Source organism: Streptomyces sp. NPDC091682, from assembly GCF_044756625.1.
Classification (GTDB): domain Bacteria; phylum Actinomycetota; class Actinomycetes; order Streptomycetales; family Streptomycetaceae; genus Streptomyces.
Genome location: NZ_JBIVTH010000003.1, coordinates 267,024 through 293,904, shown reverse-complemented (window position 1 = coordinate 293,904; position 26,881 = coordinate 267,024). Strand labels below are relative to the sequence as shown.

The window sequence follows — 26,881 nt, the reverse complement described above, 5'->3', positions numbered from 1 at the left end:
CGGCTCCTCCTCGGGGCTTCGGATCAGGGGTGGTGCCGAGTCGGCGCGGCGCCACCCTTGTACCGGTGATGGGCCCGGATCTCGGCTGGGAGCGGTTTGGGGACCGCCGTGGAGCCCGACGGGGGCTCTCTCCTAGCCCGCGATCCGCGCCCGTTCCACCACCGCGCGCAGGTCAAGGCTGTGCGGCAGCGTGCCGAAGGCCGCGCCCCAGTCGCCGCCCAGCCGCGAGGCGCAGAAGGCGTCCGCGACCTCCGGCGGGGCCCACCGCACCAGCAGCGATCCCTGGAGCACCAGCGCCATGCGCTCCACCACGCGGCGGGCTCGTGCCTCGATGCCCTCCAGATCGGCGAGATCCGTCAACAGGTCCTTGATGGCCGAATCCAGCCGGTGGTCGGCACCCCGGGCCAGGCCGACCTCCTGGAGGAAGGCGTTCAGCGCCTGGGGCTCGCGCTGGAGGGCGCGCAGTACGTCCAGCGCCTGCACGTTGCCCGAACCCTCCCAGATGGAGTTCAGCGGGGATTCGCGCAACAGTCTGGGCAGCCCCGACTCCTCTACGTAGCCGTTGCCCCCCAGACATTCCAGGGCCTCCGCCACCATCGGCGTACAGCGCTTGGTCACCCAGTACTTGGCGGCGGGAACGGCGAGACGCAGGAAGGCCTTCTCCTGCTCGGTCGCGGCGTCGTTGGCGGCGGCCAGGCGCAGGGTCAAGGTGGTGGCCGCCTCCGACTCCAGGGCGAGATCGGCGAGCACGTTGCGCATCAGCGGCTGGTCGATGAGCGGCGCTCCGAAAGCAGAGCGGTGCTCCGCGTGGTGCACGGCCTGCGTCAGGGCCTGCCGCATCAGCGAGGCCGAGCCGATGACGCAGTCCAGCCGGGTCGCCGCGACCATCTCGATGATGGTCCGCACCCCGCGGCCCTCCTCACCGACCCGCCGCGCCCAGGTCCCGTCGAACTCCACCTCGCTCGAAGCGTTCGACTTGTTGCCCAGCTTGTCCTTCAGCCGCTGGATCGCGAAGACGTTGTGCGTCCCGTCCGGCAGCACCCGCGGCACCAGGAAGCAGGTCAGCCCGCCCGGAGCCTGCGCCAGCACCAGGAAGCCGTCGCACATCGGCGCCGAGCAGAACCACTTGTGCCCGGTCAGCAGGTACTCGCCGGACGCGTCCAGCGGTACCGCGGCCGTCGTGTTCGCCCGTACGTCGCTGCCGCCCTGCTTCTCCGTCATCCCCATGCCGAAGAGCACACCGCCCTTCTCGGCGGCCGGCCGCAGCCCCTGCTCGTACACGTGCGAGGTCAGCCGCGGCTCCCATTCGGCAGCCAGCTCCGGATCGGTGCGCAGCGCCGGCACGGCGGCGTGCGTCATCGAGATGGGGCAGCCGTGCCCCGCCTCGGCCTGCGACCAGATGAAGAACCCGGCGGCGCGGCGCAGGTGTCCGGCCGGACGCCCCCAGGCGTCGGTGAGCCCGGACGTCACGGCGTGCCCCAGCAACCGGTGCCAGGACGGGTGGAAATCGACCTCGTCGATCCGGTTCCCGTACCGGTCGTGCGTCCGCAGCTTGGGCGGATTCTCGTTCGACTGCACTCCCCATTCCTGGGCCTGCGCGGAACCGGCCGCCTGCCCGAGGTCGGTGAGCTCCTCCCTTACCTCGTCGAGGAGTTCGGGATCCGCGGCCGCGAGGTGACGCTCGACGCCCTCGGTGAGGGCCCGATCGCCGCCGTAGACGTCGTACCCCACCAGGGGCGGGGCCTGGTTGCTGACTGTGTGGGTGGTGGCTGCCATGCGGATACCGTAAGGACGTGCAGCCAGCAAAAGAAACACCCGAGCGGATCCCAGGACGGCTCCACCGGGCCCGTGCCCTCTACCGCAACGTCTCGATGCGGAAGATGGGCTGGCTGCTGCTGAAGGACACCGTCAACTCGTGCATTGAGTACCGGATCCTCGGGCTCGCGGCGGAGGCGGCGTTCTTCACGCTGCTCTCGCTGCCCCCGCTCTTCCTGGGCCTGCTGGGCCTGCTCGGCTACGTGGACGGCTGGACCGACACCCGTACGGTGGAAAGCATTGAGGAGAACATCCTTGCGGCGGTCGGCACGGTCCTGTCCGACCGGGGCGTCAACGACATCGCCAGACCACTGCTGGACGACGTCACCCGCAGCGGTCGCCCCGACCTGATTTCGCTCGGTTTCGCCTTCGCCCTCTGGTCGGGATCCCGGGCCGTCAACGTCTTCATCGACACCATCACCGTGATGTACGGGCTCGACGGCCATCGCGGCATCGTCAAGACCCGGCTGCTGGCCTTCCTGCTCTACGTCATCGCCCTGCTGATCGGCGCGATCGTGCTGCCGCTGATGGTGGTGGGCCCGGACGCGGTCGTGCGGCTGGTGCCCTGGGGCACCGAAGTGATCGCGGTCCTGTACTGGCCCACCGTCACCCTGCTGTCCATCGCCTTCCTCACCACGCTCTACCACGTGTCCGTGCCCGTGCGCTCGCCGTGGATCGAGGACGTGCCGGGGGCGCTGGTGGCCCTCGCCATGTGGGTGCTGGGCTCGTTCCTGCTGCGGATCTACCTCACCAACACGGTGGAGGGGCCGACGATCTACGGATCACTGGCCGCGCCCGTGGCGGTGCTCCTGTGGATCGGCATCTCGGCCTTCGCGGTGCTGGTCGGGGCCGCCGTCAACGCCGCGATCGACCGGGTGTGGCCCTCCGTGGCCACGGCGGCGGCGCGCGAGGCGAACGAGCGGGCCCGGGAAGAGGAGGCCGCCCAGCTGATCGCGCGGGCCGCCGCCTGGCGGGCGATGGCGGAGGGCGAGTCGGAGGACGACGAGGACGACGGGATGCCGTCGGAGTTCCCGGAGCGGTGGTCGAAGTTCCTGCCGCCCGAGGACTACCACTCCCGGCTGCGCAAGCACTGAGGGCCCGACCGGTGGCGGCGAAACGCTACGCCGGACCCTTCACGCCCCAGGCGGTGAGCAGGCCGGGGGAGAGCGCGGCGCAGTCCGGCGAGTCCAGGTAGCGGATCGCCGCGTCGATCTCCGCGTCGTCGACCAGCCCGGTGGCCGTCATCGGTCCCCGCGCGCGTTCCCACGTACCGGCCCAGAACCGGCTGATGGGGCTTCCCGGCAGCAGCGGGGGGACGAGGACCTCGGCCCCCACGGACAGCAGACCGGCCTCCTGCAGGTGCGCGGGATACTCCGGCACCCAGGAGACGTCGGTGCCCAGGCTGTCCCCGAGCCCCTGCCACATCGCCCGCACCACCCGCCCGTACGTGGTCGTCGGCGCGGCGGGGGTGGTCAGGTCGACCGCGTCGCCGAGGACCAGGACACCGCCCGGGGCGACCAGGGAGGCGAGCTTGCCGATCATCCGCGGCCAGTTCCGCAGGTGCATCAGCACGAACCGGGCGTGCACCAGCTGGAACCGTCCCGGATTGAAGTCCAGGGCGGTGACGTCCGCCTCCAGCGCAGTGAGCCCGGGCGCCGGGTGGGCCCGCAGGAAGGCCGTGTCCCGGTCGACGGCGAGGACCTCCGAGACCCCGGCCCGCTCCAGCAGGAGCCGGGCGACCGTCCCCGTTCCCGCGCCCACGTCCAGGCAGCGCCAGCCCGGCCCGGCGCCCAGCGCGCGCAGCCGTGCCAGCGTGAAGTCGTCGTAGGCGAGCGCGCCGAGGTCGATGCGGTCGTCCTCGCCCGCCAGCTCCGGCCGGAACACCGCCTCGCCGTAGCGGCCGCCGGCCACCGCCTCGGGACGCGGCGGCGGGTCGTCGTCGGGCAGGTTCACGTCCGGACCTCTTCACGGGGCGGGGAGGGGGATGCGGCGGACGCGGCGGATGCGGCCCGCATCGGCCGCATCCGCCGCCCCACCGATCCTCCACCGGCGCCCGCCCGCCCCACCGAGGCGCGCCGGGCCTGATCCGAAAGAGACTCCCGGTCCTTAACCTGGAGCGGTGTACGAGGAAGCCGTGTCCGAGGTCGTCCCCGGGGCCGTGCTGTGGCGCGCCGCCGCGGGCGGCGGCGCGGTGGTGCTGCCCGACGGCTGCATGGACCTGCTGTGGGTCGACGGGCGGCTGCTGGTGGCCGGACCCGACACCGGGCCGCATCCGGCCGGGGAGGTCCCCGGCGGCGCCTTCGCGGGGATCCGGCTCGCTCCCGGCACGGCGCCCGCGCTGATCGGCGTACCGGCGCGCGAGCTGCGGGACCGGCGCGTCGAGCTCACCGACCTGTGGCCCGCCCGTGCGGTACGCCGGGCGTCCGCCCTGGTCGAGGGGTACGGGGACGCGCGAGCGGGACTCGAAGCGCTGGCCCGGACCCGCGCCGCCGATGCCGGTGCGCCCGACCTGCTGATCGCCGAGGTCGTGGCCCGGCTCCGGGCGGGCGAGGCGGTGGCCGCGATCGCCCGCGCCGTCGGCCTCGGGGAGCGGCAGCTGCACCGGCGCTCGCTCGACGCCTTCGGGTACGGCCCCCGGGCGCTCGGCCGCATCCTGCGGCTGCGCCGGGCCCTGGCCCTGGCCCGCGCGGGCCTGCCGTACGCCGAGGTCGCATGCGTCGCCGGGTACGCCGACCAGGCGCACCTCGCCCGTGAGGTGCGGGCGCTGGCCGGGACGCCCCTGCGGGCCTACGCCGCCGGAGCCGACGGGGCGAAGAGCGAGACCCCGCAGCCGTCGGGGTCGAGGACGACGGCGTAGCGCTGGCCCCAGAAGGCGTCCCAGGGCTTCAGGTGTCCGGTGTGCCCGGCGGCGGTCAGCTCGGCGTACAGCGCGTCCACCTCGGCGGGGGAGTCGCACAGGAAGGCCAGGTCCCGGCGGCCGTCGCCGGTGGGCGGGGTCCACGACGGGTCGAAGGAGCGGACGGTGTCCTCCGTGTCCCACGCGATCCGCAGGCCCCCGGGCAGGACGGCCTCCACGTGCGGCAGACCGTCGGCCTCGGCCGGAACGTCCAACCCGAGGCGGCGGTAGAAGGCGAGCGAGGCGGCCATGTCGGAGACCACCATGCCGATGAGGTCGAGTCGAGGAGTCATGGCAACAGGCTAGGCGGGCACCGGGCGGCCGTCTTGAACGAATCGGACACCGGACGCGCCGTGTCCCGCCCCGGCACGCACCCCTGCATCAGCGCGGTCGGCGCACCGCCACCACCGCGCAGGCGACCGCCAACGGCAGCTCCGCGCCCGCCGCCAGCAGCAGCGCCATCCCCTGACCGCCGGTCCCGGCCGAGGTCGTCACGTCGAACCAGGCGTCCATCACCAGCAGCGCGGCCGTCGCCGCCGCGAGCGGGGACGCCCGGGGATCCTGCCTGCGCAGCAGCGCCCCGGTCCCGGTCAGCCCGGCGGCCAGCGCCAGGTCCAGGCCGATCCACGCCGTGGACCAGTGCGAGACCTCGGTGGTCTGCGGCATCGTCTTCGCCAGCACCACCACCCAGGGCAGCAACATTACTCCGGCGCCGGTGAGCACGGTGGCCGTCCGCGGGGCGCGGAGGACGCGGGCGGCGCGGAACGTGCGAGCGGTGCGGAACGTGCGGGCGGCGCGGAGGATGCGGGCGGTGCGGGCGGTGCCGAGGGCGCGGGGGGTGCGCCAGGCGCGGGGCTGCGGGGCGGCGAGGGCCATGGCGGGGGTCTCCTTCCGGCCCGGCGGTCCGTCCGCCCGGGCACACCACCAGCCTCGCCGGACGGGCCCGCCGGATCAGTAGCCCCTCGATCCGGATCGGGGGTGGCACCAGGTACACCCCCGTACGGGTGCCCGCGTCATGGCAGGCTCATGATCACTGCGACTACCGTACGGACATGGCAATTCGCGGGGGCGCGCCGAGGCGTGGCTACATCTGGATCACGGCGCACGCCCCGTGGTCGGCATGGGCCTGGCGCAACACCACCTTCACCGCCGCCGCGATCCCGGCCGCCCTGCCCGTGCTCCTCTGCCTCGTCTGCACCGTCACGGCGCCCGGGCCCGGTATGATCCCGCCCCTGCTGGTCCTGCTGCTCGGCCCGCTCCTCACCCGGCTCCAACGCAGCCGGTTCCGGGTGTTGCTCGGCCTTGACGTGCCCCGGGTCGCACGGGAGGGCGGCCGGCTCACCCCGCTCGCTCTGGTGCGGCGGCTGCGCTCCGAGGCGACCTGGCGCCAGTACGGCTACCACCTGCTGGTCAGCCCGCTCGCCGCCGTCGCCGGCGCGCTGGTGGTGCTCGCCTGGGCCTTCGGCGTCACCGCCGCCTGCGTCTACGGGTGGATCTGGATCCTGCCCGCGCAGACCCGAACTCCCGGCTGGAGCAACGACTACGACGCCATCACCGGTGGCGGCGTCCTGCTGCTGTTCGCCGCGCCCTGGCTCGCGGCCCTCTTCGCCCGGCTCGACGCCGTCGCCGCGGCCTCCCTCCTCGGCCCCAACCGGGCCCGCGAACTGGAGCGGCGGGTCGAGGACCTCGCGGAGAGCCGGGCGGGGGTGCTGGACGCCGCCGACCTCGAACGCCGCCGGATCGAACGGGATCTGCACGACGGAGCCCAGCAGCGACTGGTCGCCCTCGCCATGAACCTCGGCATCGCCCGCGCCACCCTCCCCGACCTGCCGCCCGAGGCCAAGGCCGTCATCGACGAGGCGCACCGCGAGGCGAAGGAGGCGATCGAGGAGCTGAGCAGCCTGGTACGGGGCCTGCACCCGGCCGTCCTGGAGGACCGCGGGCTCGACGCGGCGCTCTCCGGGATCGCCGCACGGGCCCCGTTCCCCGTCGAACTGAGCGTGGACATCGGGCAGCGGCCCGGGGCCACCGTGGAGGCGGTCGCCTACTTCGTGGTCTCCGAGACCCTGGCCAACGTGGCCAAGCACGCCCGGGCGCAGCGCTGCCGGGTGCACCTCGTACGGGGTCCGGCGGCCGACGGACCCGCACCGGGCGGGGACCGGCTGCGGATCACCGTCACGGACGACGGCGTGGGCGGCGCCGACCCCGCCCGCGGCACCGGCCTGGTGGGCCTGCGCAAACGGGTAGGGTCCGTCGACGGAACGATCAAGATCGAAAGCCCCTTCGGGGGTCCGACCGTCATCACCGTGGAGTTGCCGTGCGGGCTGTGATCGCCGAGGATTCCGTCCTGCTGCGCATAGGACTCGTCAAAGTCCTCGAAATGGCCGGATTCGAGGTGGTCGCCGAGACCGGCGACGCCGAGGCCCTGCTCGCCGCCGTCGAGGAACACCGCCCCGAACTGGCCCTCGTGGACGTGCGGATGCCGCCCGATTTCACCGATGAGGGCGTCCGGGCGGCCCTGATGATCCGCCAGGAGAGTCCCGGCACGGCGGTGCTGCTGCTCTCGCAGTTCGTGGAGGAGCGCTACGCCGCCGATCTGCTGGCCACCCAGACCGGCGCCGGCATCGGCTACCTGCTCAAGCAACGCGTCGCCGATGTGGAGGAGTTCATCGACGCCCTGCGGCGCGTCGCATCGGGCGGCACCGCGCTCGACCCGCAGGTGGTCGCCCAGCTCCTGCTGCGCCGCGGCGGACCCGACCCGCTGGGCCGGCTTACCCCGCGCGAGCGCGAGGTGCTGGCCCTGATGGCCGAGGGCCGCTCGAACGCCGGGGTCGCGGCCGAACTCGTCGTCAGCGAAAGCGCGGTGGCCAAGCACATCAACAACATCTTCGCCAAGCTCGACCTGCCACCGGCCGACGGCGACCACCGCCGGGTCCTCGCGGTCCTGCGCTTCCTGGACGGCACGCCGTGACCCCGGCCGCCGCCGATGGGCCCCGCCGCAGGCACCGCCTGGCCTGGATCATCGCCACCGCGCTCAGTGCGGCCCTCGTGGTGGTACCGGCCATCTGGCAGGTGTGGTCCTGGGAGAGCGCACGCAGCAGCACCCTGTACGGAGGCAGTGACGGCCGCCCGGTGACCGCGCTGGAGATCGTCGGAGGCGACGCGGACATCACCGTCACTCCCCGCGCGGACCACGAGGTCGGCTACCGGGCCGCGGTCAGCTGGTCCCTCAAGGCTCCCACCATCGAGCAGAGCCGGCTCGGCGACACCCTGCGGCTGACCCCGCACTGCCCCGGCGAGGACTTCTGGCCGGTCGGCGGGGCGGGCTGTTCCGTCCAGTTGGCGGTCACCGTACCCGTGGACATCCCCGTGAAGGTGACGACCCGGTCCGGCCGGATCGCGCTCAGCGGACTGGGCGGCACCGTCGACACGAAGGCCGACTCCGGCCAGGTCGAGATCGACGGGCTGCGCGGCGCCCTGCGCGCCGAGGTCGGCTCGGGCCACCTGCGCGCCACCGGCCTGACCTCGCCCCGGGCCGAGATACGGGTCGGTTCGGGCCGGGCCGTCACCACCTTCGTCACCCCGCCCGACGAGGTCACGGCCCGCGTCGGCTCCGGCCGCCTGGCCCTCACCGTGCCGGAGGCCACCCGCTTCAAGGTCCGCTGCGAGACCGGAGCCGGCCGCTGCGAGGTGCCGGACGCCCTGCGCGACGCCACGTCGCCCCGCAGCCTGGACATCGAGGCGGGCGTCGGCCGCGCCCGGGCGGCGTACCCGGACGGGCCCTGGGCGGACGCCGGCGCGTAAGTCCGCTACGTCGCATTTCGATCGAACGGATTGGCGACCGAGCTGCCGCTATTCGGACATATAATCGCAGATGTCAATTTAATAGATGATCTTCATTCGAGGTGTGGCAAAATCCGCTCAGCAACGGAGCAAGGCGGGGAGCCACCATGTCACCAGCCCGGTCGGACTTCGGCGCAGAACTGCGCCGTAGAAGGAACGAGTCCGAGAAGTCACTGGTCCAACTGGCCGGCGAGGTCCACATCTCGAAGTCGTACCTGAGCAAGATCGAGCGCGGACTCGCCACGCCCTCGGGCAGGATCGCCCGATCGCTCGACGTCAAGCTCCACGCCAAGGGGGAGCTCGCCGCGTTGCTGGCACCCGGATCCGCCGAGGAGCGGAACGGGGACTTACCTCCCTCGCCGCACCTGGACGCGGCTCCCTGGTCGTTCCTCCTGTACGACGGCGGAGAGGGCGACTTCACGTCCCACGGCCCGCTCGCCGAGCCGCCGGGAAGGGCGCCCGCGGTCGTGGCGCACAGCGTCATCACCCCCGGCTCGCAGGGTGCGCTGGAGGAATCGGTGCTCCCCGTGTTCCACACCCTCTTCCACGCATACCGCCGGCTCGGCCAGCTCTCCGGTCCGGGCGCGGTGATCCCGCTGAGCACCGCGGCGACCGCCACCCTCCGCGGTCTGGGCCGGGGCACGTCGCGCGCGCACCGGGGCGCCGCCCTGCGGCTCGCCGCGCGTTTCGCCGAGTACACCGGCTGGATGTGGCAGGAAGCCGGCGACGATCGGGCCGCACAGTGCTGGACCGACCATGCGGCCGGGCTCGCCGAGGCCGGCGGTGACCAGGAGCTCGTGGCCTACGCGCTGCTGCGACGGGCCGAACTGGCCCTGTATCGGGACGACTCGCTCGCCACCGTCGAACTCGCCCGTGCGGCCGGTGCGCGGGCCCGCGGCCCGCGCATCAAAGCGCTGGCCGCGCAGCGAGAGGCCCAAGGGCATGCGCTCCTCGGTGACGAGGACGCTTGCCGCCGGGCTCTGGACCGCGGTGCCGACCTCGTGCACGAGCCGTGGGCGCGGGCGGACGGCGCTCCGGCCCTCGGCGGCACGCACCTTCCCGACCTCACCGCCTTCGTCACGGGCTGGTGTCTGCGGGAACTCGGCCGACCGGAGCAGGCGGTCGCCCTGCTCGACACTGGCAGGGACGCCATCGCGCCGCACGCGGCACGCGCCAGGGCCCGCCACAGTGCGCGCCTGGCCCTCGCCCTGATCGATGCCGGTGAGGTCGAGCGCGGCTGTGCGGTGGCCGAGTCCGCCGCACGCGACGTCATGACGACCGATTCGGCCACCGTCCGGACCGACGTGAGACAGCTCCGGTCGGTGCTCACCAGCCGCAGCAGGCGCGCCGTGGTCCGTGACGTCCTCCCCGTCATCGCCGCCAGTCTGAGCGGCAACCCCGTACCACACGCATAGGGCGGCCCAGAAGACTGACCCACTTCCACGACGTCCCCGTTCAGGGCTCACCAGGTCCACCGCGCGCGGAACCTCCGCACGCGAACGGACGACACCACCACCTCGAACCCATGCGTGCCCCCAGTGGACCGCGTGTGTCCTGTTGCCGGCAGAAGTGTCCCCAGGCAACACCGTTGACCACCCTCTGGGCGGCTGAAAACGTCAGGTTGACGCACCCTCCTCAGCCGCCCGGCGACCCATGCGCCCGCCCGAGGGCGAATGCGCGGACCGCCCGCCTCTTCCATCGCAGAACGAGGACCAACATGGACCCCTACGTCTTCATCAACTTCCGTCGCGCCGATACCCGTAACATCGGTTCGCACATCGACACCAAACTCCGCAACGAGTTCGGCAGCCGTGCTGCGTTCCGGGACCAGCGCGACCTCCCCAAGGGCATCGACTACCGCGAGGAGCTCGAACGGGGAATCAGGAAGTGCGACCTTCTGCTCGTGGTCATGGGAGCCCACTGGGCATCCGTGCGGGACGAAGCAGGCCGCCGTTGCATCGACCGCGAAGACGACTGGGTCCGCAAGGAGATCGCCCTCGCCCTCGCGTACAAGCTGCCCGTCATGCCCGTTCTGGTCGACGGCGCGAAGCTCCCGAGCGTCGATGAGCTGCCGGACGACATCCGGGCCCTGAGCTATCGGCAGGCCGTCGACTTCCGCCCCGACCAGGAGCAGATCGACTTCCCCCCGCTCCTCGACGCGATCCGCCGGGCGGTCCCCGAGCTGAGTTCCGTGCGGCGCAGCCGCGAGGACGGCGGCGCGGGGGCCGACAGCGGAACCACCGTCACCTTCGATCGGGTGAAAGGCACCAGCATCATCATCGGCGGCCGGCAGAACACGATCAACGACCAACGCGGCACCGCCGCGGCCCCGGCGTCCGACCCCAGGGACGACGCCCGGGAGCGCCCGTGAGCACACCGGCAGACCCTCCGGCGGAAGACCGCCGCGACAGTGTCGGGGGCCCTGCCCCCTCCGACCCGGATCTCCCCGTGCAGGTCCCGCACCAGCACGACGGCCCCGCCGCCCCGGGCACGTCCCCGACGGCCTCGCCGTGGGGCCCCGCCGAGGGTTGGTCCCCCGGCGAGCCCCCCGGACCTCAAGGGGGCGGTGGCGTCCGGGACGACCACCAGGGGACGACGGGCGCCCCGCACTTCGCCGGCGCACAGTCGTCGGGACCGCGTCCACCCCGAGCCGGTCAGGACGAGGACGATGCGGTCGAGCTGATCTCCGGTGACCAGTTCTCCGTCCTCATCCGCCAGTCCACCGGCAACGCGAACACGTACGGCGGACACCACAACACCGCCCTGTCCCTCAACCTGGGCGGACCGCAGCCCGTCGAGTTCCAGCAGATCCTCCTGGACGCCAGGGACGTCCAGCAGCGCCACCGTCTGTACCAGCACGCCCCGGTTCCCGATCACCAGCTGATGGCCGACTGCCTGAAGAGGAACCACATCGTCGTCGTGGTCGGGGCCCGGGGCGGCGGGCGGGACACCACGGCCCGGGTCCTCCTGGCCGACACCTGCGGCAGCAACCGGGTCGCCGTCCTCTACAGCGCGGGTGCCGGGCTGGCACAGGCCCTGGTCGAGCAGGCCGATCGACACCTCACCCGGGGGTACGGCATCGTGCTGGACCTGGGCACCGAGCTGCCCGCACCGGCCGCCCTGGAGACCCTGGGGCTGCGAGCGGCCCAGATCGGGGCCCACGTGGTGCTGATCACGGAGAGCCCCGGAGCCGAGCTCGACGCGCTGTCACCGTACGCGTTCCGGCACACCGGGCCCGACCTGAAGAAGGTGCTCGAGGCGCATCTTGAGCACGAGCTCGACAAGCACCGTGCCGGCCACGAGCAGGGGGACTGCCCGCAGCACTCCTTGCAGGCGTACCTGCGTGACGTCCTGCGGGACCCGCGCGTGGACGACGAACTCGGGGCGGGCCTGCCGGTTCGTGAGGCAGTGTCCCTGGCCGGCACGCTGGCCACCTTCCTGCACCGTCCCCCGGAGGAACTGGGCCAGGCCTTCGGCGCCTGGCGCAACCGGCTGCGCACCATGGCCAGGGCCCTGCTCGGGCTGACCGCCCAGGCCTCCGACCCGGTGCCCGACCCCCACCAGCAGCCCCTGCGCATCGCCTACGTCATGTGCGACAGCCTGCCGCTGTCCGACTTCATCCGGGTGGGGACGCTGCTCTGTGACGAGGTACAGCGGGCCGAGACCCGCGAAGCCGCTCCCGAGCGTCGGGTCTTCGACCTGATCCTCGACCAGCTGGTCGAGACCGGTGCGGGCGTCGCCGCGGCACCGGACGCCGGCCCGCCCGGCAATCCGCGCCGAGTCCGGCTCGCGGAACCGGAGTTGATGGCGACCGTGATCGAGGTCGTCTGGCACGGGCCCGGGTGGCTGCGGGCACCACTGCTGCGGTGGCTGCAGAGGCTGGCCGAAGACCGGCTGGAGCGGGTCCGGTCACGGGCCGCGGTGGTCGCCGGCCTCCTCCTGCGCCACGACTTCGACAGCGTCTACCGGGACCTCGTACAGCTCTGGGCCCGCAGCAAGTCGGCACGGGACCGGCAGTACGCCGCCCTGGCCCTCGCCGTGGCCGTCGGGGCCGGGGACTCCTGGCTGACGGCGCGGATCGACCGGCAGGTCGCCGACTGGGCCCGCAGCCCCGCCCCGCAGTTGCAGGACAGCGCGGCCCGGGCCTACGGCACGCTGGTGGGCACCCGGGACGTCCCGGGCACATTGGAGGCGCTGGAAGCACTGGGCAGCCGGCGCACGCCCGTCCGCTACGCCTCCGTCGCCTACGCGACCGCCGCGCTCTTCCTGACGCCCGACGGCGCCGAACCGGTCGCAGACGCGCTCGGCCGCTGGGTCCGACGTCCCGACAACGAAGCGTCCCCGCTCCGGCACGCCGTCGGGACCCTGATCGTGCTCGGCCCGTACGCCGTCGGGCCCGAGCTACCGTCCCGGCCGAAGCTCGCCCACCAAGCGATGCAGGAGCCCGAACGGGAGGCGTCCCTGCTGCTCCTGTGGCAGCACGCACTGGTCGACCCGGCCTACTCGGGGCTCGCATGGGCCTTGCTCGAGCAGTGGCTCCTGGCCGGCGACAGGGACGAGGAACTGAGCCTGTTCCTGGAGGGGTTCGTCTCCCGTGCCGCGGCCGACGAGCTCCTGACCCGGGCCGGCTTCCACGTCGCCCGCATGGCGCGGCGGCACCCGGCCTCCCCGTGCGTACGACGGGTACTGCGGGCGATCCGCGGGCGTCGACCCTGAGCACCGCCCGGCCACCGGCTCGGGCAACATCCCGCACTCGAACCGATCACAGGAGGTCAGCCATGCGACGACGGTCCAAGGGCCTGCTCGCCACCGTGCGCGAAGCGGTACGCAGGTGGTGGCGTTCGAAGAACGGCGACACCAGCGAGCCGGAGGCCGAGGACACCGGGTCCGACCACGACACCGACGCGGCGGGACCCCGCAAGAAGGTGTCCGTGCAGTCCCCGCTGCAGGAGAAGGCGCTCTCCATGGCGGCCCGCGGAGACGTGTTCTCCTTCCAGGTCTTCCCCACCTTCCGGTGGAGCAGCAGGGAGATGCCCCGGGACACCCTGAAGACCCGTGTGGGTCAGCACGAGCAGACGGCGCGGGAGGAACTGCTCCGGGTCGCCTGGACGGCCGCGCGCGCCTGCGCTCCTGACGACCCGATCGAGGCCGAGCAGGCGATCAACGACAGGCTCTCGGAAGACGGGAACTGGTGCTTCGACGACGCGGAGGGCCTGATCCGCTGCACGCCGTCGGTCCGGGTGAGGGTGGACCCGGAGGTGCGCGAGCACGTGCTGAAGCACCACCTGGAGGAGCTGACGCTGAAGGAGACGCAGCGGGTCGGTGAGCTCAGGGCCAAGCGCGCGCAGGAGCTCACCGAGACCTGGCTCGAAGTGATCAAGAACCTGGAGCGGTTCGAAAAACTCGACGAGCACAAGCGGCGCCTGTTGGTGCCGTTCGCGGCCACCTTCGCCGACGAGGGGTTCCACGTGGTGATGTCGGCACTGCGCAAGGACCGGCTCACCAGCGTCGAGGCGCTGCTGCACGCGCTCGAGGGCGCGAGCAGCGCGCACCAGCGTTCCGGCATGTACGAGTTCGCCGCCGCGTACGACACGGCGATCAACGCGTTCCGCAGGGAGATGGGGCTCAGCCCGGGTTCCTGGGTCGATGACGTCGTGATGGCGGAGGGGCCGGAGCTGTGAGGACGTCCGCCGTCACCCGCACGATCGGATCCCTGGCCCCGGTCGGCCTGCTCGCCCTCCTGCTCGCCGGTTGCGGCACGGACGACCCGAGGACGGGCTGCGCCTGGATGAAGGACCAGGGCCCCGCCGCGGGCGCGGGCAGCACCGTGATCCTCGTCGACGGCTCGGCGTCCGTGCGCGGTGCCGCGTCCGGCGCCGAGGGCCCCGACTACGGTCGAGCGGTCGACACCCTGCTGGAGGAGGGCGTCGAGGCGGGCGACACCTTCTCCGTCGGCACCTTCGCGGGCGCTCCCGGAGACGTCGACTGGACCTTCCGGAAGCGGTCCGCCAACTGGAAGGAGAGCGCGCGGAACTCGGGCAACCAGAAGGCCAACCGGGACGCTGCGATCAGGTGCCTCGCCGAGGACGTCACCACCGCCCAGCGCGTGGTCCCCGCCCGCGGCGGCACCGATGTCCTGGCCGCCCTGACCACGGGCGCCGGCCTGTTGCAGGACGTCGAGGGCCCGCGGCGGCTGGTGGTGCTGAGCGACGGCCTGTCCACCAACGGCTGTGCCGACCTGCGCCAGGCAGCCTTCGACTCCGAAGCCGACATCAAGGCCATCGCGTCGGTGTGCGCCACGAAGGGAGAGTTCTCCGAACTGCCCGACCTGAGTGGCATCGGCGTCACGTTCGTGGGCCTGGGGCACTCCGCCGGAGCACAGCCGTCGGCGAACCAGGTCCAGCGCGCCTGGCTCAGCCGCCTGTGGACCTCGCTCTGCGAGCGCGCCGGCGCCACCGGGGCCAACTGCATAGCCAGCGGTGCCCCGGTCGGCTCGGCGCCCGCTCCGGCCGCCACCCGCCCGGTCCAGGCCGACCCGGTGGTGGCGTACCGCGACGGTCGCTCCCAGACGTATTCGCTGCCGGGCGCCGCGTTGTTCGACACCGACGCGGCACGGCTGCGCCCGGCGGCCACGGAGCCGCTCACCGACATCGCCGTCCGGGCCCGCACCACACCGGGGCTCGACCGCGTCGAGGTCGACGGATACGTCGACCTGCGCGGCGGATCCGCCAACGACCGGTCGCTGTCCAAGAGCCGCGCGGACGCCGTGGTCGAGGTGCTCGTCGAGCACGGGGTGCCCCGCTCCAGCGTCGAGGCGTACGGCCGGGGCGTGTCCCCGGGGTGCCCCTCCGACCGTTCCACCGAGGACATGTCCGCCGGGGAGCGGTTGCAGTGTGACCGCCGTGTGGACATCCGCATCTTCTGGAAGTGAGGTCGGACCTCCAGCCATGAACGCAAACGGCAGCAACGGTTCTGGACGGGGCGGTCCGCGCGAGTCGCCGATACCCTGCTCCAGGCCCTTCCTCCCGCTCGGCGACCTGAACGGGCACCGCCCGGCCGGACGCCCGGTGGACTCCGTGGACAGCCAGGAGCGCGCGGCGCTGACGCGCGCCTTCACGCGGGGCAACGCCGGCCTGGCCGCGGCCCAGTCCTCCCTCGGCGACCTGGGCACCGCACTCAGCGAGACGTTCCACGCCGCGCGGGAAGCGATCGACGTCGTGGAACGGTTCACGTACCACCGCTCGGCGGGCCAGGCACGGGACGACGTCAAGAAGGTGCAGGACCGGCACGCCGCGGACGGGCCGGAGAGCCGCCGCCGCGGCCGGCAGCCCTGGGTCTGGCTCCAGTGGGTCATGCTCGTGCTCAGCGTGTTGTTCGAGCTTCCCTTCGTCGGGGAGGCCGTGGTCCTGCTCCTGGACCTGCAGGACCCGGACGGCTTCTGGACCACGGTGATCCACGGCTTCGGCTACCTGGCCGCGATCGGGGTGTCCTGCCTGCAGTTCGCCCTGGCCTCCGTCCTCGCACGGTCGCTTTTCCGGCTACGCGTGCGCCGGGGCCGCCGCACCGAGCGCACGCTGCGCAGTCCCCGGACGGCCTGGCACCACCTGTGGAGGCTGGACGGGCCGCAGCGGGAGACCCGGCAGCCCGACGAGCTCCCCTGGCCCGGCCTGGTCCTGCCGGTGGTCGCCAACGCGCTGCTCATCGGCCTGCTCGCGGCGACCGCCCACAGCCGTGCGCAGCAGAGCCAGAAGGTCACCGCGACGTTCGGGGAGAACGGCTACCTCATGGCGGTCTTCGTCCTCATCGCGCTCAGCCTCGCCACCCTCACCACCGCGGTCCTCGCGCACAATCCTTACGCGGAGAGCCACAAGGAGGCGCAGGGGGCCCTGTCCGACGCCGAGGAAGAGGCGCGGCGGGTGGTGCCGGCGGCGCGGAAGCTGATCGCCGCGCACCGCGCCTCCTGGCACCGGCTGTTCGCCGCGATGGAGCAGACCGCTGACGACGCCCACGGCGTGGTGGACGAGGCGTGCGCCGCGATCATCGACGAACGGGCCGACACCGGGCGGGCGGGCACCCTGGAGCTGCCACTACGGGAATACGCCCTGCCCGTCGACGAGGAACACAGCGGAACCGCCACGCCCCGGCTGCGTCTGGACGTCCTGGAGCGCCACAGGAATCTGCTGGCCTGGTACTCCCCGGACCGGTTGGAACAGGAGCTGGGAGCCATCGTCAAGGAGCTGCACGACCAGTTCCACATCCCCGGAGGGCCCGAACCACTCGCCCGAGCAACGGCGTCCGAAGGATGACCGGGCAGCCGGACCTGAGCGAGCAGGACCTCAAACACCTCGAACTGTTGCAGAGCGTGATCTCCCGGCTCAGCAACAACTCCTTCTTGGTCAAGGGCTGGTGCATCACCCTCAACAGCGTGCTCATCGCCGTGGCGCACGGCCGCCCGAACTGGAGGACGATTCCGGTGGTCGTGACCGTGGTGATCGGGTTCTGGCTGCTCGACGGCTACTACCTCCGGCAGGAGCGGATGTTCCGCAGCCTGTACGAGAAGGTCGTCGCCGGCGGGCAGGACCCCCCGCCCCGGTTCACGATGGACGCCCACCGCTACGGCGCCGAAACACCCTGGCTGCCCGTGCTGCTGTCCCGGCCGATGCCGTTCTGCTACGGGGTGCTCGCCGCCGCCGCCAGTCTGCTGATCAGCTTCCTGAGCTGACCCCCGCCGGCCCCGCTCAGCGCCCGGCGGGGCGGGGAGCCGTCCAGGGCGGCCTCTCCCGGCCCGGTCGGCGAGGTCGTCCACGGCAGCGCGATCCCGTCTCCGTGACGGCGCGGCACCACGTGCACGTGCAAGTGCGGAACCGTCTGGGTGGCGGCAGCACCCCGCGAGGTGATCACGTTGCAGTCACCGACCTCCCCGGCGACTTCGGCCGCGTGCAGCATCGTCATCGCCGACACGGCCGGATCGGCCGCGACATCGGGGACGTGCGTCTTGGGCAGCACGAGGACGTGTCCCGGCGTGACGCCTCCGCCCCGCGGGCTGATGGCCAGTGCCCCCGGCCAGTCACGGAGGATGTGCGCGGGTGCGGCGCCCCGAACGATGCGGCAGAACGGACAGTCCCCGTGGGCCGGGCGGTCGGGTCCGCCACCCGTCCCGTGCGCCGCACTGCGGTCCTCGGCTCGCTGGTCCATGGCTCCTCCAAGTGCCGTCCACCTCACGCCGGTGCACTCCGTCACCGTACGGTGCCCGTGTGCGAAACCCAATCGAGCCGCCCCGCGCACTTAATCGGTGGCACCGGTCCCGGGGTCGGGCTACTGTTCTGCTCATCCGCTCCCGAGCGAGCGGAGTTGGTCGTTGAGAAGAAGCAGGAGGTGAGGACATTGATGACTGTCACGGTGACGGGCGCTGCCCGCATTCAGGAGTTCATCGTTCCCACCCCTGTGGTCTCCGGCTGACACCCACTCGACTTCCGCGCGCAGAGCGCGCCGCCGGGGCCACCCTTCGAAGGGTCCCCCTTGTTCAACGCTTCGCTCCACACGTCCGCTCCTTCCGATGCACAGCACGTCCTCGTCACCTACGGCTGGGACGACGCGTGGGAGGCCGAGTTCGCCCCGTACGCCGAGCAGGGCCTCCTGCCCGGCCGCGTCGTACGCGTCGACCGCGGCCAGTGCGACGTCATGACCGCGGACGGCATCGTCCGCGCCGACACCGCCTTCGTCACTCCGCACGACCCGCTCCGCGTCATTTGCACCGGGGACTGGGCCGCCGTCGAGGCGGCCGGCAATCCCCGCTACGTGAAGGCGTACCTGCCGCGCCGGACCGCCTTCGTACGGTCCACCTCCTCGCAGCGGTCCGAGGGGCAGATCCTCGCCGCCAACGTCGACCACGCCGTCATCGCGGTCTCCCTCGCCGTCGAGCTGGACCTCGGGCGCATCGAGCGCTTCCTGGCCCTGGCTTGGGAATCGGGGGCGCAGCCGCTGGTCGTCCTCACCAAGGCGGACCTGGTTCCGGACGCGGCGACGCTCGGGCACCTGGTCGATGACGTGGAGGCCACCGCGCCCGGCGTCCAGGTACTGACCGTCTCCTCCCTCACGGGGGAGGGTACGGACGTGCTGGCCGCGATCGTCGGCGACGGCACCAGCGTGCTGCTCGGCATCTCGGGCGCCGGCAAGTCCACCCTGGCCAACGCGCTGCTCGGCACCGAGGTCATGGAGGTGCAGGCGGCCCGCGAGGTCGACGGCAAGGGCCGGCACACGACCACCACGCGCAACCTGCTCGCCCTGCCGGGCGGCGGCGTCCTGATCGACACCCCCGGACTGCGCGGCGTCGGGCTCTGGGACGCCGAGACCGGGGTCGGCCAGGTCTTCTCGGAGATCGAGGAGTACGCGGAACACTGCCGCTTCCACGACTGCGCGCACGAGGCGGAGCCGGGGTGCGCGGTGCTGGCCGCGCTGGAATCCGGTGAGCTCCCGGACCGCCGCCTGGAGAGCTACCGCAAGCTCCTGCGGGAGAACCAGCGCATCGTCGCCAAGACGGACGCCCGGCTGCGGTCGGAGATCCGCCGCGACTGGCGCATGAAGTCGGCGGAGGGCCGGGCCAACCACGCCGCGAAGCGGGGCGGCCGCGTCTGACGCGCAGCCGGGGCGGGGTGCCGTGGGCCGGACCCCGCCCCCGCCCCGCCCGGACGCCCCTACCCGTCAAGGGGACTCGCTGAAGGCCCGTCGCGCGCTGTGGGTCATCCGCCGGAGCGGCGACAGGGCGTATCCGGCCGTCACGTATCCCGCGGCGGCCGACAGGGGGACGAGCGCGGCCAGGACCAGTGCGGTGGACGCCACCAGAGTGTCCTGGGGCTGCTGTGGCACGGGGGCCGGACAGGGGGCTCGTCCGCGGTCCGACGGCTCCGGACAACCGGCCGGTGCCAGTACGATCGCGGACTCCGAACGCAGTTCGAACACCGGATCGTTGCCCCTGCTCACGGCCTGCACCGCGAGCAGGTGGACCACGGCCAGCAGCGCCGTCCCGGCCATCATGAACCCCCCGCCGTAGAGGCAGGTGAGGCGTAAGCGGGTCACGGACCGCCGTTGCGGCGCCATGGCGTGCGAGGCCGCGGAAACGGCACCTCCCACGGCATCGACGATGGCGCGGCCCCTCATCCGGATCGGCACCGGTACTCCCCCTCACAGCGTCACAAGCCCGACCCCCTACTGTCGCTGCTCCGCCCCTAAACAGAGCGTCAGCGTCGGGATCCGTACGGCGACGGTCGGCCACCCGCACACCGGCGGTTCCCGAGGATGGTCAGAGCCCCCACGCGTGGACGCGTTCCGGGTGGATCCGGATCACCTCCGGGCTGAAATGGGGGCCCAACGCGTGCGGGCCCGTCTCCAGCGTGGCGCGGCCCCGGATCTCGATGCCGCGCACCCGCCACGGCCGGGTGCTCACCAGGTCGTCCACGACCAGCGACAGCCGGGGGTTCCCGTGCAGGTTGCGCCACTTCTTCGTCGTGCCCATCGCCATTCCGCCCACCAGGATCGTCCCGTCCTCCTGGGGGAAGAAGCCCACCGGATTCGCCTGCGGCTGCCCGGCCGCGTCCACCGTGGCCAGGCGGCCCAGGTGCTGGGAGCGCAGGTAAGCCAGTTCGGCCTCGCTGAAACCCTTGAAGTCCGTCATGCCGACCAGCCTCGCAGCCACCGCCGGCCCCCGCATCGGGCTACGGTCCTAGGCCGTCTCGCCCGGCAAGATCCGGAAGAGACGGCCTGGGCCGTCTGTGCTGCGGACGACCCGGCGTAGCGCCGGCGAGAGAAGACCCCTTTATCGTCGCTTCGACGAAAATAGGTTATCGTCGTTCCATGATCAAAGCGGTGAGCGAGAACATCGACCCGGCGGACAACTCGGCGGCTGAGCATGCCCAGCGGGTGGCGGCACTGGTCACGGCCGAGGCCGTCGGCAAGGAGTGGAAGAACCACCACATGACGCTGACCTTCTTCCTGGCCGGCGCCCGTTCGTCGCACGAGGAGAACCATCACATGTGGAAGTTGGAAGACTGGCAGAAGAGGGTCGTCGATTGCCTCGAAGCCGATGACAACGCCGGGCTCGCCGCACTGCAAGAGCAGCTCCAGGGCTGGATCCTGCGGGAACTTCGGTATCGTGACACCGCCCTGGACGCGCTGCTCAGGGCCTATTCGCCGCCCCAGCCGCGGCGCGAGGCGCCCTAGCCCTCCGTCGGCGTTCCGGGGACGCAGAACCCCGGTCACACAAGGCAATGCGATGAGGTTGCGTACATGAAGAATTGTGGGGGACTCAGATGACCGGCATGCTCTGGCTCGACATCCTCCTGGGATTCCTGCTCCTGGGTCTGCTCGTGTGGATGTCCCCGTTCATCCTGGGGCTCAGCGTCCTCGGGCTGATCATCTCGGTCGCCACGTGGTCGCCCTGGGGGATGCTGGTCTCCTTCATCGCCTGCTTGATTTCGGGGGGCCTGATGACGCTGCGCGAGCCGGACAAGGTCTACGTCATCGTCAAGCGCTGAATCCCGTGACTGAGGGTGATGCCGAGGATCGCCCTCCATCGGGGGCCCGGCGGTCGCAGGGGTGCTGGGAAGGATCGGCGCCCTCGCGGGCGACGCACGCTGTGATGCCCCGGGAGCGGAGCCGGACGCGCAGCCGGTCGAAGTCGTAGCCCATGGCACCGCGCAGTTCGGCAGGCCGGCGCCCTGCAGCAAACGAAGATCCCGCTCGGGCGTCTGCTCCCGCACCGAACGCCGTTACGGGAGCCCCGGGTTCCCGTCGTCCCCGTCGGCGCGTGGCGCGCCGCACTGGGGGCAGCCGTGCGCCTCGCGCGCGGTCTCCAGGCTTCCGCATGCGTCGCAGACGAGGTGCAGGAGGCACGCCGGCTCGCCGCCCTCCGCCGGCAGCTGTGGGGCGGGGAAGGTCGGCGTGCCCGGAACGGACGTACCCATGGCGCCTCCACGACCGATCGAGTCAGGGGCCGAGAGCGTATCCCCTGATCGCGAGGGCCGCACCCCGGTCTCCCGCGCCGGCCGCCGGCCGTCGGGCGCCTACTGCGCCACCACCACCCCCACCCACGCCCCCACCAGGACCAGGCACGCGAACAGTTCCACCAGCACGCTCGTCCCCACCGCCCGCATCACCGCCCGCACCGACGCCCAGGCCTCGCCGTGGGTGCCCAGGCGCAGCCGCTCGCACAGGTAGATGCCGCCCACGAAGCCCGGAACCGCCCCCACCACCGGCACCAGGACGAAGCCCAGGAGCGCCCCGGCCCCCGCGAACACCACCATCCGGGAGGTGATGCCCAGCCCCCGCACCCGGCGGGGCGGCAGCAGCCACTTCACCACCTGGACCACCAACAGCAGGGCCGTCGCCGCGACCAGCAGGGTCCACGCCGATGCCGAGCGCACGTGCAGTGCCCACCACAGCAGCCCCGCCCACACCAGCCAGGTGCCCGGCACACCCGGGATCAGCACTCCGACCACCCCGAGCAGCAGCACCAGCCCCACCAGCAGCAGCTGAGGCAGATCCATGCGCTCAGCCTGACCGACCTGGGGCTATCGGGCCACCCAGCCCCGCTCGGACGCGTGCCAGCCCAGCTGCAGTCGCGTCGTCACCCCGGTCAGCTCCATCAGGCCCTTGACCCGCCGCTGCACCGTCCGCAGCCCCAACTCCAGGTGCTTCGCCACGCTCGCGTCCGTCATGCCCGCCAGGAGCAGCGAGAGGATCTCCAGGTCCGTGGCATCGGGGCTGCCCCCGGCCTCCTCGGCCGAACCGGCCGCCCCCAGCCGCAGCGGCAACGACTCCCGCCACACCGCCTCGAACAGGCCGGTCAGGGATTCCAACAGCCCCGACGCGTGCACCACCAGCGCCGCCGGATCCGCCCCGCGGGCCGTCAGGGGGACCACGGCCAGCGACCGGTCCGCGATCACCAGCTTGGTCGGGACCTGCCCCGTCACCCGGATCTGCTCGCCGCGCGCCAGCGCCGTCGACGCCTCCCGGATCCCGCTCGGCGCGGTCAGCACCTCCCGCTCGATGACCACCCGGTAGTCGACCCCGCGCACCGAGCCCCGGTCGGCCGCGTCGTGGTCCGCCCCCGTCCCCGTCACCGCCTGCGGCCGGCCGGTGACCAGCGCGCAGACCTCCTTCTCCGCGCCCAGCCGGATCTGGTGGAAGCGGTGCGCCACCGCGCTCGCGCCCTGCACCACCTCCACGAGGTCGTGCACCGCCGGTTCGGTCGCCTCCGCCCGGTACTCCTCGGCCAGTAGCGCCGCCGCCAGCTCCGCCTGCTCCAGCTCGTGCCGCTGCTGGGTCAGCAAGGCCCCGAGGGCCACCCCCGGCGGGGCCGCCACCCAGCGCCCGGGCCGGGTCGAGGACTGCGCCGCCAGTCCGTGCCGCTCCAGATGGCGCAGGGCTCGTTCGGCTTGCGGCACCGGCAGCGTCAGCCGGTGCGCGAGGTCGGGTACCTCCGCGGCCCCCAGCGCGACCAGCGCGCGGTACGCCGACTCCTGGCCCTCGTCCAGGCCTATGGCACCCAGCAACTCGTTCACCCACCTTTCGACACGCGCCCGGCGGGAAGCGGCCACGGCGCAAACCCGCCGCGGACATCATCGCCGCACCCGACTCCACTCTGCCAAGGTGACGCCATCGCAGCACCAACATCCGCTGGCCAGAGGCCATTTACGCGGCGCTTTCACCGGGCAACGCAGCAGTTGGCCGGAATGCACCAGGGGAGAGCGATGCGTCCGATATCGCGTACGGCATTTGACGCGCCGGCGTACCCGCAGGGGCTGGGGATCCCCTTCCCGCGGCAACCGGCCCCGCCGTACGGGACGAAGACGGTCACCCCGGCGAACGGCCAGGGCATCGGGCCCGGTGCCACGGGCCGCGAGGGCTGCCGCCCGGTGGGGCGCGGTCGTCGACCACGCCGGCGCCTGCGGCAAGTACGCGTCACCGAAGGCCGAACTGACCCATGCGAAGGGCGCCACGGTCACCCAAACGATCGTACGGACGTACGGCGTACGCCGACTTGTACGAGTGAATCGGAAGGGAGTCGGAGGACGGCGGCCCGGCGGACCCTTTTCGTGCATTCGGCGTTTTCCGCCCCCGTGGGGGACAGAGAATGGAGCCATGAGTCAGCAGGGCGCGGACGACTGGTGGCAGAAGCTCTACGAGGGCCCGGACGCGGGAGCGGAACCCGACCCGGGGGACACCCTGGACAAGCGGTTCCGCTCGGCGGCGGGCGTGACGACGGACCCGGCACCGGTGCCGGTCGCGGCCTCTGCCGCGGGCCCGGCGCCGGACCTCGCGCCGGATCCGGGCCCGCCGGAACCTCCGCGGGCCCCGGAACCTCCGCGGGCCCCGGAGTCGCTGCTGCCCGGCCCCCGGCAGGGGGAGCCGGCGCCCACCCCGACCCTGCCCGACCTCCCGCCGCCGAGGGATCCCCGGGCGGGCGACGCCACGGGGTACGCGCTCGGGGGCGTGGCCGTACCACCGGTGCGCGGGCCCGAGTTGCCGGTGCGGCACCCGGACTCGCCGAGCCCCGATGCCTGGTTCGATCCGGCCCCGCAGCAGCTGCAGCGGCAGCAGCCGGCGCCGGTGGCCGAGTCCGGGCCGGTGGCCGAGCCGGTGGCGGACGGACCGGAGGCCGTCCGACCCGAGGTCTCCCACCTGGGCGACCGCGCTCCCACCTACGCCGCCGAGCCGGGCCCCCTCCCGCCCACCGCCCCGGCCGCCATCGAGGAACTGACCCCGGACACCGTCCTGGAGGGGGCCCGCTACGGCACCTACACCCTGCGCGCCGCCTCCCTGCGCGGGGACTCCGCCCGCTACCGCGGCGAGGCCCGCCGCGACTTCCTGCTCACCGCCCGCTTCGGCAGCGGCGACGACGCGCTGGTCCTGGTGGCCCTCGCGGGCGGGGACCGGGCCGCCCCCGGGGCCGCCGAGGCCGCCGCCGAACTGTGCCGCACCGTCGCGTCGGCCGTCGGGCGCAGCCAGGAGCGGCTGGCCGACGACATTCGCGCCGGGCGCCGCGACGCCCTGCGCTCGGGCCTGCAACGACTCACCGACCGGGGGTACGGGCGACTGCGGGCCCACGCCGCCGAGCTGGGGCTCGCGGAACCGGCGTACACCGCCGGACTGCGCGGGCTGCTGCTCCCGGTGGACCCGCAGTGCCGCACCCGGGTCTGCTTCGGAGCGGGCGCGGGCGGCCTCTTCCGGCTCCGTGCAGGGCAGTGGCAGGACCTGGAGCCCGCCGGGCCGGCCGAGGACGCGGACGGCGGTTTCCGCTTCCGCGCGGCCGTGGCCCGGCCCGGGGACACCCTGCTGCTGTGCTCCGGGGGCCTGTCGGAACCGATGCGTGAGGAGGCCGCGCTCCCGGCGGAACTCGCCGCCCGCTGGTCCCGTCAGGAACCGCCGGGCCTCGCGGCGTTCCTCGCGGACATCCAGCTCCGGCTCAAGGGGTACGCCGACGACCGCACGGCCGCCGCGGTCTGGGAGGCGTAGCCGGGGCGGTACGGATTCCGGGCACGCGGAAGGCTAGGGCCGTCCGAGCCGTCCGCGCACCCATGCGGGATCCGGGTTGGTGTGCGGCCGGCCCGCGACGAGGACGGTCGGCACGGTCTCGTTCCCGTCGTTGGCCGCCCTGACCACTGCGGCTCCTGCGGGGTCGCTCCAGATGTCGACCCAGTGGAGTTGGTGGGCGCTGCGGCCCAGCCGGATGCGCAGCCGTATGCAGTACGTGCAGCCCGGCCGCCAGAAGACGACCGGCCGGCCGTCGGCCGCGCTGCGGCGCTGCGCCTCGGGCGCACCGATCGACCGCGGGAACATCAGGGGCGAGTGCACGCCGGCCAGCAGCACGAACACCAGGAGGAGCGCCGCGGCCGGGCCGGGGCTCCCGCTCAAGACCAGGCCGACCGAGACGACCGCTCCACCGGCCCCGAACAGCATCGGCAACATCCACGCACGCATCATGAGGACGCAGGTTATCGACGGGTCGGAACGCTCCGCGCACCAGGCCGCCCTTCAGCGGCCGAACGGCACAGGCGACCGGAACGGGACCGATTGGTGAATTCACGGGCACGGGCCGCGGGGTGACGTCCTTCGGGCCGGTCGTGCTCAGGAGAGCCGCAAGTCGATCCAGGGGATGGTGTCCCCCGGCAGCAGGTAGCGCTCGGTCTCGACGAACCCGTGCTCCAGCGCAAACCGCAGGCCGTCGTGGTTCGATGACAGGACGACGGTCTCGATCACCCTGGCGCCCAACTCCCGCGCCCGGTGCAGCCCCCGCAGATAGAGGGCCTCCCCGAACCCCTGTCCACGGTGCGCGGCGAGCACCCTGGCGATCACCGTCGCCGTCCGCGTGTCATCCGTCGGCGGGCGCACCGTACTGCAGCCCACGAGGGTGTCATCGAGGTGCGCGATCTCCAGGCGGTGACGCTCGGAACGTTCCCGCACCTCTTCCAACGACAAGACGTGGGTGGGGATGATCGTGTTGTGGACGTGCTGCCAGTCCTTGAGAGTGGCATCGCAGTCGGGCTCTTGGAAGCGAAGGTCAGACATCGCAGCAGGAGACCCGAGTACACGTGGGACGTCAACTCCACATGCCGAGAAGGCTTGACGCGGGTCGGCGGCCCCCGCCAGCTCGAAGCCCCCGCGAAGTAGCCCAGCAGGAGCAAGATCAATCTCAGCGGCACTTTCCGTACGGCAACCACTCACACCCGGAGAGCCCCGTGGGTTCAGGGAAACTGAAGCCTGTTCAGCGGGAACCCGCGGGTCGATCCGTGTGCATCAGCCGAGCGTGCCCGTGGGTTCGGCGGGAACGTGGGGGTGGGCTGCGAGGCGGCGGGCTTCGGCCGTGACCTCGGCATCGACCTGTGCCGCTGTTCTGTCGCCGTATTCGAGGACGTCGTACTCGTCGTCGAGTTCGGCGAGCCGCTCAGTCAGGGGCAGCTCATGTCCGTAGCGCCGGTGAATCCGGAAAGTGAACTCCCCAGGTGTCAGCTCGCCGGCGAGCATGCGGCGTGCGAGCGCGCGGGCGGCGGCTTCTTGGCCGGCATCGCTTGCCAGCGAATAGAAGGTGAGGCCGAGTTCGTCGAGTGCTGCGGGAAGCAGATCGTGGACGTCATAGTCCGCCTCGGCACGTGTGCAGGCGGCAAGGATACGAAGGCCGGGGGTGTCGAGTCCGGCGACGAGCGCATCGCAGGCCGCATCGACCACGTCGCTCGCACGGGCTTCTCCCACGCTCCAGAGGGTGGCATGGTCCTGTAGGGCGCTTGCTGCTGCTTCGGTCGACGTCACCGGCCCGATTATTCCCTTCAGGGT

Annotated in this window: 29 protein-coding genes; 16 read left to right on the top strand and 13 right to left on the bottom strand. The window is 72.6% G+C overall.

The window, feature by feature from the left end:
* Window positions 1-132 precede the first annotated feature (132 nt).
* Complete coding sequence (locus ACIQK6_RS09395; protein ID WP_329098086.1) at window positions 133-1,776, bottom strand: acyl-CoA dehydrogenase family protein; 1,644 nt, start codon at window positions 1,774-1,776, stop codon at window positions 133-135.
* A 17-nt stretch (window positions 1,777-1,793) separates the two neighbouring features.
* Here ACIQK6_RS09395 and ACIQK6_RS09390 point away from each other — a divergent pair, with 17 nt between their 5' ends.
* Window positions 1,794-2,909, top strand: coding sequence for a YihY/virulence factor BrkB family protein (locus ACIQK6_RS09390; protein ID WP_329098084.1), 1,116 nt, complete (start codon window positions 1,794-1,796; stop codon window positions 2,907-2,909).
* Between the two features lie 25 nt (window positions 2,910-2,934).
* Here the strand turns inward: ACIQK6_RS09390 and ACIQK6_RS09385 are convergent, their stop codons facing one another.
* Entirely contained in the window at window positions 2,935-3,768 is an 834-nt protein-coding gene (locus tag ACIQK6_RS09385) for a class I SAM-dependent methyltransferase (protein ID WP_329098082.1), read from the bottom strand.
* Window positions 3,769-3,934: 166 nt separating this feature from the next.
* Here ACIQK6_RS09385 and ACIQK6_RS09380 point away from each other — a divergent pair, with 166 nt between their 5' ends.
* On the top strand, window positions 3,935-4,672 hold the full coding sequence (locus ACIQK6_RS09380) for a helix-turn-helix domain-containing protein (RefSeq protein ID WP_329098080.1): 738 nt from the start codon (window positions 3,935-3,937) through the stop codon (window positions 4,670-4,672).
* Here ACIQK6_RS09380 and ACIQK6_RS09375 read toward each other — a convergent pair.
* Entirely contained in the window at window positions 4,603-5,004 is a 402-nt protein-coding gene (locus ACIQK6_RS09375) for a VOC family protein (protein WP_327382610.1), read from the bottom strand. The genes ACIQK6_RS09380 and ACIQK6_RS09375 overlap by 70 nt on opposite strands.
* Before the next feature lie 88 nt (window positions 5,005-5,092).
* On the bottom strand, window positions 5,093-5,587 hold the full coding sequence (locus ACIQK6_RS09370; protein ID WP_329098077.1) for a hypothetical protein: 495 nt from the start codon (window positions 5,585-5,587) through the stop codon (window positions 5,093-5,095).
* A gap of 176 nt (window positions 5,588-5,763) precedes the next feature.
* Here ACIQK6_RS09370 and ACIQK6_RS09365 point away from each other — a divergent pair, with 176 nt between their 5' ends.
* From ACIQK6_RS09365 to ACIQK6_RS09320, 10 genes are all read left to right on the top strand, one after another.
* Window positions 5,764-7,041, top strand: a complete 1,278-nt coding sequence (locus ACIQK6_RS09365) for a sensor histidine kinase (RefSeq protein WP_329098076.1) — start codon at window positions 5,764-5,766, stop codon at window positions 7,039-7,041.
* Window positions 7,029-7,682 (top strand): response regulator transcription factor, encoded by a 654-nt coding sequence (locus ACIQK6_RS09360; protein ID WP_329098074.1) that lies wholly within the window; start codon window positions 7,029-7,031, stop codon window positions 7,680-7,682. The genes ACIQK6_RS09365 and ACIQK6_RS09360 overlap by 13 nt, the downstream gene beginning before the upstream one ends.
* Window positions 7,679-8,515 (top strand): hypothetical protein, encoded by an 837-nt coding sequence (locus tag ACIQK6_RS09355; RefSeq protein WP_329098072.1) that lies wholly within the window; start codon window positions 7,679-7,681, stop codon window positions 8,513-8,515. The genes ACIQK6_RS09360 and ACIQK6_RS09355 overlap by 4 nt, the downstream gene beginning before the upstream one ends.
* 146 nt (window positions 8,516-8,661) lie before the next feature.
* Complete coding sequence (locus ACIQK6_RS09350; protein WP_329098071.1) at window positions 8,662-9,969, top strand: helix-turn-helix transcriptional regulator; 1,308 nt, start codon at window positions 8,662-8,664, stop codon at window positions 9,967-9,969.
* A gap of 302 nt (window positions 9,970-10,271) precedes the next feature.
* Window positions 10,272-10,925, top strand: a complete 654-nt coding sequence (locus ACIQK6_RS09345; RefSeq protein WP_329098069.1) for a toll/interleukin-1 receptor domain-containing protein — start codon at window positions 10,272-10,274, stop codon at window positions 10,923-10,925.
* A 77-nt stretch (window positions 10,926-11,002) separates the two neighbouring features.
* Entirely contained in the window at window positions 11,003-13,270 is a 2,268-nt protein-coding gene (locus ACIQK6_RS09340) for a hypothetical protein (protein ID WP_402694610.1), read from the top strand.
* Between the two features lie 62 nt (window positions 13,271-13,332).
* Window positions 13,333-14,235 carry a hypothetical protein gene (locus ACIQK6_RS09335; RefSeq protein ID WP_329098063.1) on the top strand — a complete coding sequence of 301 codons (903 nt, stop codon included), beginning with the start codon at window positions 13,333-13,335 and terminating at the stop codon, window positions 14,233-14,235.
* Window positions 14,232-15,485, top strand: a complete 1,254-nt coding sequence (locus ACIQK6_RS09330) for an OmpA family protein (RefSeq protein WP_402694609.1) — start codon at window positions 14,232-14,234, stop codon at window positions 15,483-15,485. The genes ACIQK6_RS09335 and ACIQK6_RS09330 overlap by 4 nt, the downstream gene beginning before the upstream one ends.
* A gap of 16 nt (window positions 15,486-15,501) precedes the next feature.
* Window positions 15,502-16,860, top strand: coding sequence for a hypothetical protein (locus tag ACIQK6_RS09325; RefSeq protein WP_402694608.1), 1,359 nt, complete (start codon window positions 15,502-15,504; stop codon window positions 16,858-16,860).
* The gene (locus ACIQK6_RS09320) at window positions 16,857-17,276 is read left to right on the top strand and encodes a hypothetical protein (RefSeq protein WP_402694607.1); all 420 of its coding nucleotides are present in this window, start codon (window positions 16,857-16,859) and stop codon (window positions 17,274-17,276) included. The genes ACIQK6_RS09325 and ACIQK6_RS09320 overlap by 4 nt, the downstream gene beginning before the upstream one ends.
* On the opposite strand, the gene ACIQK6_RS09315 is transcribed toward ACIQK6_RS09320, so the two are convergent.
* Window positions 17,225-17,749, bottom strand: coding sequence for an HIT family protein (locus tag ACIQK6_RS09315; RefSeq protein ID WP_402694606.1), 525 nt, complete (start codon window positions 17,747-17,749; stop codon window positions 17,225-17,227). The two genes, ACIQK6_RS09320 and ACIQK6_RS09315, sit on opposite strands and share 52 nt — an antisense overlap.
* Before the next feature lie 324 nt (window positions 17,750-18,073).
* On the opposite strand from ACIQK6_RS09315, the gene rsgA reads away from it, so the two are divergent.
* Entirely contained in the window at window positions 18,074-19,189 is a 1,116-nt protein-coding gene (gene rsgA, locus ACIQK6_RS09310) for a ribosome small subunit-dependent GTPase A (RefSeq protein ID WP_402694605.1), read from the top strand.
* A 66-nt stretch (window positions 19,190-19,255) separates the two neighbouring features.
* Here the strand turns inward: rsgA and ACIQK6_RS09305 are convergent, their stop codons facing one another.
* Complete coding sequence (locus tag ACIQK6_RS09305; RefSeq protein WP_402694604.1) at window positions 19,256-19,630, bottom strand: hypothetical protein; 375 nt, start codon at window positions 19,628-19,630, stop codon at window positions 19,256-19,258.
* A gap of 223 nt (window positions 19,631-19,853) precedes the next feature.
* Complete coding sequence (locus ACIQK6_RS09300) at window positions 19,854-20,225, bottom strand: PPOX class F420-dependent oxidoreductase (RefSeq protein WP_030011174.1); 372 nt, start codon at window positions 20,223-20,225, stop codon at window positions 19,854-19,856.
* Between the two features lie 179 nt (window positions 20,226-20,404).
* Here ACIQK6_RS09300 and ACIQK6_RS09295 point away from each other — a divergent pair, with 179 nt between their 5' ends.
* Window positions 20,405-20,770 carry a hypothetical protein gene (locus ACIQK6_RS09295; RefSeq protein WP_329098047.1) on the top strand — a complete coding sequence of 122 codons (366 nt, stop codon included), beginning with the start codon at window positions 20,405-20,407 and terminating at the stop codon, window positions 20,768-20,770.
* An 89-nt stretch (window positions 20,771-20,859) separates the two neighbouring features.
* Window positions 20,860-21,084, top strand: coding sequence for a hypothetical protein (locus tag ACIQK6_RS09290; protein ID WP_329098045.1), 225 nt, complete (start codon window positions 20,860-20,862; stop codon window positions 21,082-21,084).
* Window positions 21,085-21,318: 234 nt separating this feature from the next.
* Here ACIQK6_RS09290 and ACIQK6_RS09285 read toward each other — a convergent pair whose 3' ends face one another.
* The 3 genes from ACIQK6_RS09285 to ACIQK6_RS09275 form a co-directional block, all read right to left on the bottom strand.
* Window positions 21,319-21,513, bottom strand: a complete 195-nt coding sequence (locus ACIQK6_RS09285; RefSeq protein ID WP_329098044.1) for a hypothetical protein — start codon at window positions 21,511-21,513, stop codon at window positions 21,319-21,321.
* 99 nt (window positions 21,514-21,612) lie between these two features.
* Window positions 21,613-22,095: a DUF456 domain-containing protein gene (locus ACIQK6_RS09280; protein WP_329098042.1), complete on the bottom strand. Its 483-nt coding sequence runs from the start codon at window positions 22,093-22,095 to the stop codon at window positions 21,613-21,615.
* A 24-nt stretch (window positions 22,096-22,119) separates the two neighbouring features.
* Window positions 22,120-23,103: a helix-turn-helix domain-containing protein gene (locus tag ACIQK6_RS09275; protein ID WP_402694674.1), complete on the bottom strand. Its 984-nt coding sequence runs from the start codon at window positions 23,101-23,103 to the stop codon at window positions 22,120-22,122.
* A 589-nt stretch (window positions 23,104-23,692) separates the two neighbouring features.
* On the opposite strand from ACIQK6_RS09275, the gene ACIQK6_RS09270 reads away from it, so the two are divergent.
* The gene (locus tag ACIQK6_RS09270) at window positions 23,693-25,066 is read left to right on the top strand and encodes a protein phosphatase 2C domain-containing protein (protein ID WP_402694603.1); all 1,374 of its coding nucleotides are present in this window, start codon (window positions 23,693-23,695) and stop codon (window positions 25,064-25,066) included.
* A 33-nt stretch (window positions 25,067-25,099) separates the two neighbouring features.
* On the opposite strand, the gene ACIQK6_RS09265 is transcribed toward ACIQK6_RS09270, so the two are convergent.
* The 3 genes from ACIQK6_RS09265 to ACIQK6_RS09255 form a co-directional block, all read right to left on the bottom strand.
* A complete protein-coding gene (locus tag ACIQK6_RS09265) occupies window positions 25,100-25,534 on the bottom strand; it encodes a glutaredoxin domain-containing protein (RefSeq protein ID WP_329098038.1) in 435 nt (144 codons plus the stop codon).
* A 144-nt stretch (window positions 25,535-25,678) separates the two neighbouring features.
* A complete protein-coding gene (locus ACIQK6_RS09260; protein ID WP_329098037.1) occupies window positions 25,679-26,119 on the bottom strand; it encodes a GNAT family N-acetyltransferase in 441 nt (146 codons plus the stop codon).
* A gap of 228 nt (window positions 26,120-26,347) precedes the next feature.
* Window positions 26,348-26,857, bottom strand: coding sequence for a hypothetical protein (locus ACIQK6_RS09255; RefSeq protein ID WP_329098036.1), 510 nt, complete (start codon window positions 26,855-26,857; stop codon window positions 26,348-26,350).
* Window positions 26,858-26,881: the final 24 nt, after the last annotated feature.

Coding starts and splice junctions, on each gene's coding strand:
- ACIQK6_RS09370 (WP_329098077.1), bottom strand. CDS start 5,587: ATGGCCCTCGCCGCCCCGCAGCCCCGCGCCTGGCGCACCCCCCGCGCC.
- ACIQK6_RS09280 (WP_329098042.1), bottom strand. CDS start 22,095: ATGGATCTGCCTCAGCTGCTGCTGGTGGGGCTGGTGCTGCTGCTCGGG.
- ACIQK6_RS09285 (WP_329098044.1), bottom strand. CDS start 21,513: ATGGGTACGTCCGTTCCGGGCACGCCGACCTTCCCCGCCCCACAGCTG.
- ACIQK6_RS09325 (WP_402694608.1), top strand. CDS start 15,502: ATGAACGCAAACGGCAGCAACGGTTCTGGACGGGGCGGTCCGCGCGAG.
- ACIQK6_RS09350 (WP_329098071.1), top strand. CDS start 8,662: ATGTCACCAGCCCGGTCGGACTTCGGCGCAGAACTGCGCCGTAGAAGG.
- ACIQK6_RS09300 (WP_030011174.1), bottom strand. CDS start 20,225: ATGACGGACTTCAAGGGTTTCAGCGAGGCCGAACTGGCTTACCTGCGC.
- ACIQK6_RS09265 (WP_329098038.1), bottom strand. CDS start 25,534: ATGATGCGTGCGTGGATGTTGCCGATGCTGTTCGGGGCCGGTGGAGCG.
- ACIQK6_RS09290 (WP_329098045.1), top strand. CDS start 20,860: ATGACCGGCATGCTCTGGCTCGACATCCTCCTGGGATTCCTGCTCCTG.
- ACIQK6_RS09315 (WP_402694606.1), bottom strand. CDS start 17,749: ATGGACCAGCGAGCCGAGGACCGCAGTGCGGCGCACGGGACGGGTGGC.
- ACIQK6_RS09395 (WP_329098086.1), bottom strand. CDS start 1,776: ATGGCAGCCACCACCCACACAGTCAGCAACCAGGCCCCGCCCCTGGTG.
- ACIQK6_RS09345 (WP_329098069.1), top strand. CDS start 10,272: ATGGACCCCTACGTCTTCATCAACTTCCGTCGCGCCGATACCCGTAAC.
- ACIQK6_RS09365 (WP_329098076.1), top strand. CDS start 5,764: ATGGCAATTCGCGGGGGCGCGCCGAGGCGTGGCTACATCTGGATCACG.
- ACIQK6_RS09320 (WP_402694607.1), top strand. CDS start 16,857: ATGACCGGGCAGCCGGACCTGAGCGAGCAGGACCTCAAACACCTCGAA.
- ACIQK6_RS09295 (WP_329098047.1), top strand. CDS start 20,405: ATGATCAAAGCGGTGAGCGAGAACATCGACCCGGCGGACAACTCGGCG.
- ACIQK6_RS09270 (WP_402694603.1), top strand. CDS start 23,693: ATGAGTCAGCAGGGCGCGGACGACTGGTGGCAGAAGCTCTACGAGGGC.
- ACIQK6_RS09260 (WP_329098037.1), bottom strand. CDS start 26,119: ATGTCTGACCTTCGCTTCCAAGAGCCCGACTGCGATGCCACTCTCAAG.
- ACIQK6_RS09375 (WP_327382610.1), bottom strand. CDS start 5,004: ATGACTCCTCGACTCGACCTCATCGGCATGGTGGTCTCCGACATGGCC.
- ACIQK6_RS09335 (WP_329098063.1), top strand. CDS start 13,333: ATGCGACGACGGTCCAAGGGCCTGCTCGCCACCGTGCGCGAAGCGGTA.